This is a genomic window from Streptomyces sp. NPDC002564 (genome assembly GCF_042889645.1).
Taxonomy (GTDB): Bacteria; Actinomycetota; Actinomycetes; order Streptomycetales; family Streptomycetaceae; genus Streptomyces.
Genome location: NZ_JBIARE010000005.1, coordinates 169,171 through 183,053 on the forward strand (window position 1 = coordinate 169,171; position 13,883 = coordinate 183,053).

Sequence of the window (13,883 nt, forward strand, 5' to 3'; positions counted from 1 at the left end):
CCGGGTCCCGTGCGCCCGCCGGGTCCGGCCGACCCCAATCCTTTTCGAGTAAAACACTTGCTAACCTTCTGGGATGAGCAGCACGCCCCCGCACCCCTCCCCGCGCCTCGTCCGCGCCCGCCGGCTCCCGCTCGCCGGCGTGCTGCGCCCGGGCAAGCCGTCCGACATCTGGTTCAAGCCCGCCACCAGCGTCGCCGTGGCCACCGCGATACCCAACCTGACGCTGCTCGCCCTGGGCCGGCTCGACCTGGTGATGTACACGATGGCCGGGACGTTCTGCGCCCTGTACGCGCACCACCTCCCCTACGCCGCCCGCGCGCGGGCGCTGGCCTGGGTCGTCGCGGGCATGACCGCGAGCATCGCCGTCGCCCTGCTCGCCGCCTCGCTGACCGGCTCCGCGGTGGTCCTCGTCGCGGTCGGCGCGGTGCTCGCCGCCGCGCAGAAGACGCTCTGCGACGCCACCCGCATCGGGCCGCCCGGCCATCTGATCTTCACCTTCATCAGCTCGGCGAGCCTCTTCGCGCCGCAGTCCCCCGGACAGATCCCCGGCCACCTCGCCCTCACCCTCACCGGCGGCGCGATCGCCTGGCTGGTCGGCATGGCGCCCGCCCTCGTCCGCCCGCACGGCCCCGAGCGCCGGGCCACCGCCCGCGCCCTGCACGCCGCCGCCGCTTACACGGACGCGGCCCGCGACGACGCCACCGGCGCCGCCGCCGAACGGGCCCGCGCCGCCGGAGCCGGTGCCGTGCACGCGGCCTGGCAGTCCCTGCTCGCCACCGGCGGCCGCGGCGCCGCGGCCCGGCGCGCCCTGGCCCGGCTCGTCGTCCGCGCCGAGGAGGCCCTCGCCGCGCCCGCCGCCGCGGACCCCGCCGCGCTGCGCTCCTGGGCGGCCGGACTGCGCGGCACGGGCGCCGTCCCGCGCCCCGGACCCCTACGGCCGGGCGAGGCGGACGAGCTCCTCGGCCTGGCCGCCGAACTCGCCGGACCCACGGTGCCGCTGTGGCGGCGGCTCGCCCCCGGCTCCCCGCTGCTGCCGATCGCGCTGCGCACCGCCGTCGGCTGCGCGCTCGCCGGATACGGCTCGCTCGCGCTCGGCATCGGCCGCCCCTACTGGGCCCTGGTCACCGCCGCCTCCCTCTACCAGGCCAACGTCACACTCACCTGGAACCGCGGTGTGCAGCGCGTGGTCGGCAACCTCGTCGGGGTGCTCGCCTTCGCCGCCATCGCGCCGTTCGCCCACCTCGGCCACGCCGAACTCGTCGTCAGCTGCCTGCTGCTCGCCTTCGGCGCGGAGGCCCTGATCACCCGCAACTACTGGCTGGGCACCGTGTGCGTGACGCCGATGGCCCTGCTCGTCACCGAGTTCGCCCGCTTCCAGCAGCCCGGCGAACTGATCGTCGACCGTGTCGTGGACACCCTGGTCGGCGCCGTGCTCGGCGTCGCCGCCGCGGTCCTCGTCACCAACCGGCGCGCCGCCGACCGCATCGAACAGGCCATCGCGGCCACCGACCGGGCCAGGGAGCACGCCGAGGCGGGCCTCGCCGGAGCCGGTGCGGTCGAATCAGGGCGCCGCCGCCTCACCGCCGCCCTGGTCGACCTGCGGGCCGCCGCCGACGCGGCCGCCGGCGAATGGTGGCAGCACGCCCTGCCCGAACAGCGGGTGCTCGCCGCCGAACGCGCCGGACACCGTACGCTCGCGGCGACGGTCCGACGACGGAGCGGCGAGAACGGACAGGCGAAGCGGCCCGCGACGGCGGCCGCCGACGCCTGGGAGGGCGCACGAGCATGACGACAGAGAACGGCCCGGTGGCCGGCCACGGCGGGGACACCGTGGCCGCGGTGGTGCGGCAGTGGCGGACGGTCCGCCCGGACATCGACACCGGACCCATGGAGGTGATCGGCCGCATCAACCGCTGCGCGGCCCTCCTCCAGCAGGCCGAGGACGCCCCGCTGCGCCGGGCCGGCCTGACCCGCGCCGAGTTCGACCTGCTCGGCGCGCTGCGCCGCACCGGCCACGAGCTGACGCCCGGCGAGCTCGCCAGGGAGACGTTCTCCTCCGGGGCCGCCGTCACCAAACGGCTCAAGCTGCTCCAGGAGCGCCGGCTGGTCGAGCGGCGCGCCGACGCGCGGGACCGCCGGGTGGCGCACGTCGGCCTGACCGAAGCGGGCCGCGAGCTCGTCGACGCGACACTGCCGGAACAGCTCGCCTACGAGACGGTCGTGCTGTCCGTGCTCGACGGCGAGGGACAGGGGCAACTCAGCGGACTGCTCGGGGAGTTGCTCGCCCAGCTGGAGGGCCGCCTCGGGGTGCGGCGGGGCTGAGCCGGGGCGGGTGCCGGGCGCGGGGGCGTCCGGCATCCACCTATCCGGGGGCGACTGCCCACCTGTCCGGGGTCGACTGCCCGCCCGTCCGGGGGCGACTTCGGGCCCTCTCGCGCGGCATTTTGACACGGCCTTGACAAATAGAGGGGCCGTTGCCAGCATGCAAAGCGCTCGCACTTCTGCGTAATTCCTCGTGTTGAACACGCAATTCACGCACGCCTTGGAACGCCCCACCGCACCTCCGTACTCGGTACGTGCGCACCACCCCCACTTCGGCGCAGCAAGCGCGGCCGGCGCGCGCCCTGCCTGACCACCCCCCAGCGTCAGGAGGATGCCCCATGTCCCCACGCCCTCGAACAGGGCTCAAGCTGCTCACCGCACTCGCACTCGTCCTGTCCGGCGTCACCGCCACGACCGCCGCCACCTCGGGCGCCGCGGACGCGCGGGCCCGCGCCATCCCGCCCGCGGACTACCAGCAGGTCCAACTCGCCACGGGCGGAGCCGAACTGGGCGAGCCGATGTCCCTCACCGTGCTGCCCGACCGCTCGGTCCTGCACACCGCCCGCGACGGCACGGTCCGCTACACCGACGCCGCGGGGAACACCACGTCGGCCGGGAAGCTGGACGTGTACACGCACGACGAGGAGGGGCTGCAGGGCATCGCGGCGGCCCCGGACTTCGCCTCCAGCCGCCACGTGTACCTCTACTACTCGCCCAAGCTCGACACCCCGGCCGGTGACGCCCCGGCCACCGGGAGCGCCGCCGACTTCGACCGGTGGAAGGGCCACCTCAACCTGTCCCGGTTCACCCTCAAGGCCGACCGCACCCTCGACATGGCCAGCGAGAAGGTCCTGCTCGAAGTGGCCAACGACCGCGGCCAGTGCTGCCACGTGGGCGGCGACATCGACTTCGACGCCGCGGGGAACCTCTACCTGACGACCGGCGACGACACCAACCCCTTCGACTCCTCCGGCTACGCGCCCCTCGACGAACGGACGGACCGCAACCCGCAGTTCGACGCCCAGCGCTCCTCGGGCAACACCAACGACCTGCGCGGCAAGGTGCTGCGCATCAAGCCGACGGCGGCCGGCGGCTACACCGTCCCGGCCGGCAACCTCTTCGCCCCCGGCACCGCCAAGACCCGCCCCGAGATCTACGCGATGGGCTTCCGCAACCCGTTCCGGATGAGCGTCGACAAGAAGACCGGCGTCGTCTACCTCGGCGACTACGGCCCCGACGCGGGCGGCGGCGACGCGGGCCGCGGCCCCGGCGGACAGGTCGAGTTCGACCGGATCACCGCCCCGGGCAACTACGGCTGGCCGTACTGCACCGGAACGAACACCGCCGCCGAGACGTACACCGAGTACACCTTCCCCAGCGGCCCCGCCGCCGCCAAGTACGACTGCGCGGGCGGCCCGGCCAACAACTCCTTCCGCAACACCGGCCAGGCCAAGCTGCCCGCCGCCAAGGCCAGTTGGATCAAGTACGGCTGGGAGGGATCGCCGCCCGAGTTCGGCAGCGGCTCCGAGTCGCCGATGGGCGGCGAGGTCTACCGCTACGACCCGAACCTGAACTCGCCGGTGAAGTTCCCGCAGTCCCTCGACGGCCGCTTCCTCGCCACCGAGTACGGCCGCAAGTGGATCAAGTCCATCGAGGTGAAGTCCGACGGGTCCCGGGGCACGATCGAGGACTTCCCGTGGACCGGCACCCAGGTCATGGACAGCGACTTCGGTCCCGACGGCGCGCTGTACGTCCTGGACTACGGCACCGGGAGCAACAACCAGGCGCTCTACCGCATCGAGTACCTGGCGGGCAGCAACCGCAGCCCCGTCGCCAAGGCCGCCGCGGACAAGACCTCCGGCGCCGTCCCGCTGACCGTGGCGTTCTCCTCCGCGGGCAGCGCCGACCCCGAGGGCAAGGCCCTCACCTACGCCTGGGACTTCGGTGACGGAGCCACCTCGACGCAGGCCAACCCCTCCCACACGTACACCACCAAGGGCACCTACCGGCCGACGCTCACCGTGAAGGATCCCGAGGGGCTGACCGGCAGCGCGAGCCTCGTGGTGACGGCGGGCAACACCGCGCCCACGGTCACCCTGAAACAGCCCGCCGACGGGCGCCCCTTCTCCTTCGGCGACACCGTGCCCTTCGAGGTGAGCGTGAGCGATCCCGAGGACGGCGCCATCGACTGCGCCAAGGTCAAGGTCACCTATCTGCTCGGCCACGACAGCCACTCGCACGCCATCACCTCCAAGAACGGCTGCACCGGCAGCATCGCCGTGCCCACCGACGGCGAGCACGACAGCGCGGCCAACCTGTACGGGGTCTTCGACGCCGAGTACACCGACAAGGCGGGCCTGACCACCCACAGCCGGCACACCCTCCAGCCGCGCCACCGGCAGGCCGAGCACTTCTCCGCCCAGTCGGGCATCCAGATCGCCGGACACGGCAACGCCGAGGGAGCCAACACGGTCGGCTTCACGGACAACGGCGACTGGATCTCCTTCAAGCCCTACGCGCTCGGCACCGCGACGTCCTTCACGGCCCGTGTGTCGTCCGGCGGCGCGGGCGGCACCCTCGAGATCCGCGCGGGCTCACCCACCGGATCGCTCCTCGGCTCGGTGAACGTGCCCGTGACGGGCGGCTGGGAGAACTTCCAGGACGTCACGGCGAACCTGTCCGGCGCGCCCTCCGCCACCACGGACCTCGTCCTCGTCTTCAAGGGGCCGACCGGCCGGGGCAACCTCTTCGACGTGGACGCCTTCACCCTCAACACCTCCGCCGCGCAGGGGAGCCGATCATGAGCAGCCTGTCGCGGCGACTGCGCCGTGCGCCCGCCGCCCTCGCCCTGGCCCTGACCGCCGCCGTCACCGTGCCCCTCACGTCGTCGGCCCACGCGGCCCCCGCCGCCGACGTCCTCGTCTTCTCCAAGACGGCGGGCTTCCGGCACGACTCGATCCCCGCGGGCATCAACGCCCTGCGCAGCCTCGGCCAGAGCGGCGGATTCACCGTCACGGCCACCGAGGACGCCGCCGTCTTCACCCCGGGCAAGCTCGCCGGATACGAGGCCGTGGTCTTCCTCAACACGACGGGCGACGTGCTCGACGGCGCCCAGCAGAACGCCCTGAAGTCGTACGTCGACTCCGGCGGCGGCTACCTCGGGGTGCACGCGGCGGCCGACACCGAGTACGACTGGCCGTACTACGGGCAGCTCGTCGGCGCCTACTTCAAGAGCCATCCGGCCATCCAGCGGGCCACCGTCGTCAACGAGGACCGCACCCACCCGGCGACCTCGCACCTGGGCCCCACCTGGTCCCGCACCGACGAGTGGTACAACTACCGCGCCAACCCCCGGGCGGGCGTGCACGTCCTGCAGAGTCTGGACGAATCGACGTACGGCGGCGGGGAGATGGCGGGCGACCACCCCATCACCTGGTGCCGGGCGCAGGGCCGCTCCTTCTACACCGGCCTCGGCCACACCGCCGAGTCGTACGCCGACCCGGCCTTCCGCACCCTGCTGCTCGGCGCGGTCCGCTACGCGACCGGGGTGGCCCCCGCCGACTGCGGGCCGCCCGACGCGGCCCCGCCCGCCGAGGGGTCGCAGAACGTCCACCTCTTCTACTACCCGTGGTACGGCAGCCCCGCCGTCAACGGCAGTTGGCGGCACTGGCCCCAGGGCGGCCACACCCCGCCCGACGACATCGGCGCCGACCTCTACCCGGCGCTCGGCCCCTACGACTCCGGTGACATGGCGGGCGCGGTCGCCCAGCACATGAAGTGGGTCAAGCGCTCCGGCGCCGGGGTCATCGTCTACAGCTGGTGGGGCCGCGGCGGCTACGAGGACAAGCTCGCCAAGGGTGTCCTGGACGCGGCGGCCAAGGAGGGCATCGAGGTGGCCTGGCACCTGGAGCCGTACGCGGGGCGCACCGGGGCCTCCACGGCGGCCGACATCACGTACATCAACGACACCTACGGCCGGCACCCGGCCTTCCACCGCTCGGCCGAGCACGGCGGCAAGCCCGCCTTCTACGTCTTCGAGAGCCTGCGCGTCACCGACTGGTCCGCGCTCGACGCCGTGACGGGCCAGAACATCGTGCTGGCCCAGACCACCGACACCACCAAGATCGCCCACTTCTCCGGGATGTACACCTACGACGGCATCGCGGGGGCCACCGCCCCCGGCTGGAAGCAGGCCGGGGACTACGCCCGCGCGCACGGCCTGATCTGGGCGCCCTCGGTCGCCCCCGGCTACGTCGACGACCGGGCGGTGCCCGGCAACACGACGCCCACCCTCGGCCGCGCGGGAGGGGCGGCGTACGACAAGCAGTGGAACAACGCCCTGGACCCGGCTGTCGGCGGTGACCCCGCCTGGGTGTCGGTGACGTCCTTCAACGAGTGGCACGAGGGCAGTTCCATCGAGCCGGCCGACAGCTCGCCGCCGGGCGGTCATGGATATCAGACCTTCGAGGGGGCGTACGGGAAGACCGGTGCGGCGGCGGAGACCGCCTATCTGGACCGGACCGCGTACTGGGCGGACCGTTTCGAGGACCGGCTCGCGGGTCGGGGCGGGGCGTCCGGGGGCGACTGACCCGGCGGTGTGCCACGGCACGGCACCGGGCGCCCGGACGGTCCTCCGTCCGGGCGCCCGGCGGGCGTTCGCGCTCCCGCGGCGGCGCGGTCAGGCGTGGGTCAGCTCGGGGGAGCCGATCGCGAAGTCGCCCGGGTCCACGCCGCCCTCCTTGGTGTCGTCGTTGGCGAAGACGAACGACTCGATCGGCACGTCACGCTCGACGCTGAGCGCCCGGACCAGCTCCTGGCCGACGACCGTCTCCAGGACGACGCGCGGGCCGGCGGCGGTCCCGGGCAGGCGGACCACCGCGAGGTCGGCGGTCGGGGCGACGTCCTCGGTGGTGACCAGGAGCGAGAGGTGACCGGCGCCGGAGAGCGAGCGGGCCAGGTCGATCTCGCGGCCGTCGCCGAGGACGACGTGCAGGGTGTTGCCCGCGGACTCCATCTCGCCGTGCAGATAGGTGCGGGTCGTCGAGGCGGCGGCGGGCATCCGCGGCACCTCGCGCAGCAGCAGCGCGATCTCCTCCGACGCGGCGCGGGAGGCGCCGGTGGCGACACAGTCGGCGGCGACGCAGCGGGCGGCCCGCTCGCTCACCGCGCCGATCGCCGCGACGGCGCGCTCACGCACGGTCCGCAGGTGGGCGGCGATGCCGTGCCAGGGGTCGTCGCCCCGGCCCGCGATGGCGCCCGCGAGCAGGTCGAGGGCGACGACCGTGCCGGTGAAGCCGACGGTGGAGGCGTAGGAGTCGGGTTCGTTGCCCAGGTCGACGCCGATCTCGGCCAGGTCGCCGAGCGGGGACGGCGTGACGTTCAGGACGGCGAGGGTCGAGGTGTCGCCGGCCGCCTTGAACGCGGCGAGCGTCTCCGAGCTGCGGCCGCCCTGCGAGACGCCGAGCAGCAGATCCGTGTCGAAGCCGGTCAGCCCGTCCTCGACCTCGTCGGCCTGGACGCGCTGGGCCGCGACGCCGTGCGCCCGGAGCACCTCGACGGGGACGGCGAGCGCGGCGTACGAGGCGCCGATGCCGGTGAACAGGGGGCGCTGGACCGAGCGCAGGCCGGCGAGGGAGGCGGCGGCGAGCTGGGTGCGCAGGTGGGCTGCGACGCGCTCCAGGGCCTCGGGCTGGTGGTCCTGGCCGGTCTGGAACGTGATGCGGGATCCGGACATGGGGGTTCCTTGGTTCTCTCGGGTCCCGGAAGCCGGGAGGGCGAGGGGCGGTGCGGGAGTGGGGTGCGGGGGTGGGGTGCGTGTGGCGGGCGCGGCGGGTCAGCGCTCGGGCGGTGCCGGTGCCGGTGCCTCGGTCTCGGCGGGCTTCGCCTGGGCGGGGACGGCCGCTGTTCCGGTCGCGGCGGGGGAGGGCTGCGCGGACGGGTCGTCGGCGGTGTCCTCCAGCGGCTCCCGTCCTGGCGTCGGCAGGTTGAACCTGACGATGGCGAACCGGAAGATCACGTAGTAGAGCGCGGCGAAGCCGAGTCCGATGGGGATCAGCAGCCAGGGCTTGGTGGCGATGCCGAAGTTGAGCACGTAGTCGATCGCACCGGACGAGAAGCCGAAGCCGTCCCGGATGCCGAGCGCGTAGCAGACGGCCATCGAGACGCCGAAGAGCACGGCGTGGACGGCGTAGAGGACGGGCGCGACGAACATGAAGCTGAACTCGATGGGCTCGGTCACGCCCGTGACGAAGGAGGTCAGCGCGACCGAGATCATCATGCCCTTGACGACCTTGCGGTTCTCGGGGCGTGCGGTGTGCGCGATGGCGAGGGCGGCGGCGGGCAGCGCGAACATGTAGATCGGGAAGCCGCCGGTCATGAACTGGCCCGCGCTCGGGTCGCCCGCGAGGAAGCGGGAGATGTCGCCGTGCGCCACGGCGCCCGTCTGCGGGTTGGTGAAGCTGCCGGCCTCGAACCACGGGAAGAACGAGAAGAAGTGGTGCATGCCGACCGGGATCAGTGCGCGGACGACCAGGCCGAACAGGCCCGCGCCCCAGGCGCCGGTGCCCACCAGCCACTCGCCGAAGTGGAAGAACCAGCCGCCGACGGTCGGCCAGATGACCCCGAAGGCCGTGCCGATGACGACGCCCGCGAAGGCGCTGAGGATGGGCACCAGGCGCCGCCCGCCGAAGAAGCCCAGCCACTCCGGCAGCTTGGTGCGGCTGTAGCGCTGGTAGAGCAGCGCGCACACCAGCCCCATCACGATGCCGCCGAGCACCTTGGCGTCCAGCGGCTTGCCGTCGACGCCGTTGGGGAAGGCGGGGCTCGCCAGCACGTTCCTGAAGACGATGTAGCCGACGGCGGCCGCCAAGGCCGTCGAGCCGTCGGCCTTCTTGGCGAAGCCGATCGCCACGCCGATCGCGAAGAGCAGCGGCAGATTGTCGAAGACCGCCTGGCCGCCGGAGGAGAGGATCATGCCGAACTTGCGGATGACCTCGGGGAAGGACTCGCGGCTCAGCAGGTCGTCCTTGCCCAGGCGCAGCAGGATGGCCGCGGCGGGCAGCACGGCCACGGGCAGCATCAGGCTGCGTCCGACGCGCTGCATGACCGCCATGAATCCGCTGCCGGCTCGCTTCTTTGCGGTGGCCGTACTCATCCGATGTCCTCCATCAAACCCGGGGAGCGGTGCCTCGCTCGGCCGGGGGCCGTGGGGGCGAGGAACACCGAGGTCGGCGAGGGACGTGCCCGATCGCCGCACCCACAAGGTAAGCAGTGGTCTGCAACTGGTCAATAGTGGTATTCGATCTGGGTGTCGACCCAGGCCTTGTGCGGCCGAAGTCGGGCCCTAAGGCCTCAGAAGGAGAAGTCGTCGGGGCGGCGGGCCCGCCCCGGGCCGCAGTGGTAAGCAGTGGTATGGTTCCTCTTCGCTGACCTGGAGGTTCACGCATGCCGGACCACGCCCCCACGCGCGCGCCCCGGCGCGCCAGCGGTGCCGCGCCCCTGTGGTCACAGGCGGCCGACCTCATCCGCGAGGACATCACGCGGCGCGGTCTCGAATCCGGGGCGCGGCTGCCCTCCGAGCGGGACCTGTGCGCCCGCTTCGACATCTCCCGCGTCACCCTGCGCAAGGCCCTGCTGCACCTGGTCGACCAGGGGCTGCTCACCGCCTCGCACGGCCGCGGCTGGTTCGTCGCCGAGCCCGCGCCCGCCAGGGAGTGGCCCAACGACCTGGAGTCGTTCAGCGCCACCGCCCGCCGCAAGCACATGACGCCGGGCTCCCTGGTGCTGCGGCAGGAGGACGCCGTGGCCTCGCTGGACGACGCCGACCGGCTCGACGTGCCGGCGGGCACCGCCCTGCTGCGCCTGGACCGGGTCCGGCTCCTGGACGACGTCCGGGTGGCCGTCGACCGCACCCTCGTCGTCGCCCGCCTGGCCCCCGGCATCGCCGAGGCCGACTTCACCTCGGCCTCACTCTTCGAGGAACTGCGCCTGCGCGGCGTCGAGTTGGACCGCTCGGAGGTGACCATCGAGGCGCGCACCGCGGAGCCGGAGCTCGCCGGGCACCTGGACATCCCCGCGGGCTCGCCGGTGCTCCGCCTCGACCAGACCATCTACAGCCGCGAGCAGCGCCCCCTGCTCCTGTCGACCGTCGAGTACAGCGGCGAGCGCTACCGCCTGCGCACCACGTTCCAGCCCGGCTGACCGGGGCACCGCTCGGGTCGCACAGTCTCCGCACGCATCCATCGTCCGCCGCACCGGGCGCGGACGGGCCCGGCGGAAGTCACCCCGACGGGGGCCGATGGACCCGTGTCGGGGTGCGGGACCCATGGCAGGGGCCCGGACGCCTGGCGCCCGGGCCCCCCCGCCGCATGGACCTGCCGTCAGGCGGCGGACACCCGCTCGCTGATCTGCTCCGGCGTGAGGTACGCGTCGGTCAGCTCGAAGTCCTTGAGCGTGGCGGGCCGTTGGGCTTGGAAGCCGGTCCGTACGTAGTCGTCGCCCGCCAGCGCGTTCAGACCCCAGTTCGCCGCCGTACGGAAGCGGGCGGTGACCGTGCGCAGCGCGCCGAGGTGGTAGCCGCGCGCCACGACCTGCGCGGGCAGCCCGGTGAGCTGCACGCCCATCGGCTTCGACACCGCCTGGATGCCGCCGAGGTCGACGACCAGGCCCATGTCCTTGTGCCGGTACGGGGCGAGCGGGAAGCCGCGCAGCGCCGCGAGGACGTTGCGCGCGGCGGCCCAGCCCTGGCGCATGGCGTGCTGCGCGGTCGGCGGGCAGATCGCGTCGCCGCCCTTGACCACGTCCGGCACGGCCGCCGCGTCGCCGAGCGCGAAGACGCCGTCGAGCCCGGGGACCGTCAGGTCGGCGTCGACGACGAGCCGGCCGCGGTTCGTCGGGGCGTCCAGCGTCGCGATGAGCGGGCTCGGTGCGACGCCCGCCGTCCAGATCAGCGTCCGGCAGGGCAGGACGCGGTCGTCGGTGAGCGTGACCGTGTCCTCGGTGACCTTGGCGACGGACACGCCGAGCGACACCTTCACGCCCCGGCGCTGCATGATCGCCATCGCCTTGTCGCCGAGCCGCGGCCCGAGCTCCGGCATCAGCTTCGGGGCGACGTCCACCAGGTGCCACTTGATCAGCGACGGGTCCAGGCCCGGATAGCGCTTGACGGCGGCGCTCGTCAGACGCTGCAGGTAGGCGGCCGTCTCGGTGCCCGCGTACCCGCCGCCGACCACCACGAACTGCAGCCGCTGCTCGCGCTCCTCGCGGTGTGAGCTCGCCGCCGCCAGGTCCAGCTGGGAGATCACGTGGTCGCGGATCCAGGCGGCCTCGGCGAGCGTCTTGACGCCCACCGCGTAGCGGTCGACGCCGGGGATGTCGAACTGCCGGGTCACGCTGCCGGGTGTCAGGACCAGGTAGTCGTAGCGCTCCACGACCTCCTCGCCGTTGATCTTCCGGACGACCACGGCCTTCGCCTCGGGGTCGATGCCGACGGCGCCGCCGGGCACGATCGCGGTGCGGCGCAGCATCCGGCGCAGCGGCACCGCCACGGACTGCGGGGTGAGCACTCCGGAAGCGACGTGCGGCAGCAGCGGCAGGTACAGCTGGTGGTCCTGTGGGCTGATCAGCCGCAGCTCGGCCTCGTGCGGCGAGAGCTTCTTCTCCAGCTTGTGGGCGCACTCCATGCCGGCGAATCCGCCGCCGACGATGAGGATCCTGGGGGCTGCCATGTGATGTCTCTCCTGAGCTGTGGGAGATCGACTTCAGGGCTCGGTGGGGCCGGTCGGGGCTACGGACGATCTTCTGCGGACCGTACCCGTGGCCTTGTACCCCTGCATCTCGGATGGATTGCTGGTGTGACGTGGTTCACAGCACGTCGTGGCGGTCGGCATCTGGACGCGGGACGTAAATGGCTGGCATGGGACCCCGACGCGGCGGGATGCTCGACGGCACCGGGCCGCCGCGCGTCCACGGTCCGTTCCCGTCCTGCGCCGAGGCCCGTCCTGTCCCGAGGGGGAATCGCGATGACCGCCACCGAGCACCCGGTGTCCGGCGAACGGCCCGAGGTCCGCACGGCGGCCGGCGCCGTCCGCGGCCGCCGCGAGAGGGGCACCGCCGTCTTCCTCGGCATCCCGTTCGCCGAGCCGCCGGTCGGTGCCCTGCGCTTCGCCGCGCCGCGGCCGGCGGGCCGCTGGAGCGGTGTGCGCGAGGCCGTCGCGTACGGACCGCCGCCCCCGCAGGGCGGCCACTTCGGCATGGACGCGCTGGCGCGGGAGACGGCGGGCGAGGACTGGCTGACCCTCAACGTCTGGTCGCCCGACCCGGGCCCCGGTGCCGGGCTGCCGGTGCTCGTGTGGATCCAGGGCGGCGCCTACACGATCGGCATGTCCGGCCTTCCCGAGTACGACGGCGGGCCCCTGGCGCGGCAGGGGCCCGCCGTCGTGGTGACCTTCAACTACCGCGTGGGCCCCGAGGGTTTCGGACAGTTCGAAGGGGCGCCCGCCAACCGCGGCCTGCTGGACCAGATCGCCGCCCTGGAATGGGTGCGGGAGAACATCCGCGCCTTCGGCGGCGACCCGGACCGCGTCACCGTCTTCGGCCAGTCGGCGGGCGGCGGATCGGTCGCCGCGCTGCTGGCCACCGGGCGGGCGGACGAACTCTTCGGCCGGGCCGTCGCGCAGAGCGCGCAGGGCACCTTCTTCACGCCCGCGCTCGCCGCCGACATCGCCGCCGCGTGTGCGGCGGAACGGGGGCTGCGGCCCACGGCGGCCGACCTGTCCGCCGTGCCCCCGCACCGGCTGGCCGAGGCCGCGGACGCGGTCGGCGCCCGGAGCGCGCGCTGTGCCGGGCGGTGGGGCCTGCCCGCCCTGCGGTCGGTCCTCTTCTCCCCGGTCGTCGACGGCGACACGCTGCCCCGCACTCCGTGGCAGGCCCTCGCCGACGGCGCGGGCACGCGCATCGCCCTCCTCGTCGGCCACACCCGCCACGAGCAGCGGCTGCTCACCGCCCTCGACGGAGACCTCGGCCAGATCGGTGAGGACCGGGCCGGGGCCACCCTGCGGACGTTCGCCCCGGGACCGGACGGCGCGGCCCGCTACCGTGCCGCGTTCCCCGCGGCAGGACCGGACGAGCTCTACGAACTGGTCCTGTCCGACTGGCTGTTCCGCATGCCGACGCTGCGCCTCGCCGAGGCGCAGACCGCCGCGGGAGGCCGCGCCCACGTCTGCGAGCTGACCTGGCCCGCCCCCGGCATGGACGGCGCCCTCGGCGCCTGCCACGGACTCGACGTGCCGCTCGTGTTCGGCACGGTGGACCGGGGACAGCCCGCCGCGCTCATCGGCACGGCGGGCGCCGGGGCGGCGGCGGAGCTCTCCGCCCGGATGCGCGCGGCCTGGACGTCGTTCGCCGCACACGGCGACCCCGGCTGGCCCGCGTACGACGAGGAGCGGCGGCTCGTGCGGCTCTTCGACACCCGGCCGACGGTGACGCCCTACCCGGAGGAGGCGTCCCGCCGGATCTGGCGGGACCACGACTTCCCCGCCCTGCCGCTGACCTGCGACTAGCCG

General features: G+C 73.6%; 9 protein-coding genes. 6 read left to right on the plus strand and 3 right to left on the minus strand.

Going from position 1 to position 13,883, the window contains the following annotated elements:
- Positions 1-73 precede the first annotated feature (73 nt).
- From ACFYXE_RS19575 to ACFYXE_RS19590, 4 genes are all read left to right on the plus strand, one after another.
- Positions 74-1,789 (plus strand): FUSC family protein, encoded by a 1,716-nt coding sequence (locus ACFYXE_RS19575; RefSeq protein ID WP_389313932.1) that lies wholly within the window; start codon positions 74-76, stop codon positions 1,787-1,789.
- Positions 1,786-2,322 (plus strand): MarR family winged helix-turn-helix transcriptional regulator, encoded by a 537-nt coding sequence (locus tag ACFYXE_RS19580; RefSeq protein ID WP_389313934.1) that lies wholly within the window; start codon positions 1,786-1,788, stop codon positions 2,320-2,322. The genes ACFYXE_RS19575 and ACFYXE_RS19580 overlap by 4 nt, the downstream gene beginning before the upstream one ends.
- Before the next feature lie 338 nt (positions 2,323-2,660).
- Positions 2,661-5,126: a PQQ-dependent sugar dehydrogenase gene (locus ACFYXE_RS19585; RefSeq protein ID WP_389313936.1), complete on the plus strand. Its 2,466-nt coding sequence runs from the start codon at positions 2,661-2,663 to the stop codon at positions 5,124-5,126.
- A complete protein-coding gene (locus ACFYXE_RS19590; RefSeq protein WP_389313938.1) occupies positions 5,123-6,910 on the plus strand; it encodes a ThuA domain-containing protein in 1,788 nt (595 codons plus the stop codon). Before ACFYXE_RS19585 ends, ACFYXE_RS19590 begins: the two co-directional genes overlap by 4 nt.
- A gap of 90 nt (positions 6,911-7,000) precedes the next feature.
- Here the strand turns inward: ACFYXE_RS19590 and ACFYXE_RS19595 are convergent, their stop codons facing one another.
- Together ACFYXE_RS19595 and ACFYXE_RS19600 are read right to left on the minus strand one after the other, a co-directional pair.
- Positions 7,001-8,056 carry an SIS domain-containing protein gene (locus ACFYXE_RS19595; RefSeq protein ID WP_389313940.1) on the minus strand — a complete coding sequence of 352 codons (1,056 nt, stop codon included), beginning with the start codon at positions 8,054-8,056 and terminating at the stop codon, positions 7,001-7,003.
- 99 nt (positions 8,057-8,155) lie between these two features.
- Positions 8,156-9,475, minus strand: coding sequence for a PTS transporter subunit EIIC (locus ACFYXE_RS19600; protein WP_389313942.1), 1,320 nt, complete (start codon positions 9,473-9,475; stop codon positions 8,156-8,158).
- 290 nt (positions 9,476-9,765) lie between these two features.
- Between ACFYXE_RS19600 and ACFYXE_RS19605 the strand changes: the two genes are divergently transcribed.
- Positions 9,766-10,521 (plus strand): GntR family transcriptional regulator, encoded by a 756-nt coding sequence (locus tag ACFYXE_RS19605; RefSeq protein WP_389313944.1) that lies wholly within the window; start codon positions 9,766-9,768, stop codon positions 10,519-10,521.
- A gap of 179 nt (positions 10,522-10,700) precedes the next feature.
- Here ACFYXE_RS19605 and ACFYXE_RS19610 read toward each other — a convergent pair whose 3' ends face one another.
- Positions 10,701-12,047, minus strand: a complete 1,347-nt coding sequence (locus ACFYXE_RS19610; protein ID WP_389313946.1) for an NAD(P)/FAD-dependent oxidoreductase — start codon at positions 12,045-12,047, stop codon at positions 10,701-10,703.
- A 294-nt stretch (positions 12,048-12,341) separates the two neighbouring features.
- Between ACFYXE_RS19610 and ACFYXE_RS19615 the strand changes: the two genes are divergently transcribed.
- Positions 12,342-13,880 (plus strand): carboxylesterase/lipase family protein, encoded by a 1,539-nt coding sequence (locus tag ACFYXE_RS19615; RefSeq protein ID WP_389313948.1) that lies wholly within the window; start codon positions 12,342-12,344, stop codon positions 13,878-13,880.
- The last annotated feature ends 3 nt before the right edge of the window (positions 13,881-13,883 follow it).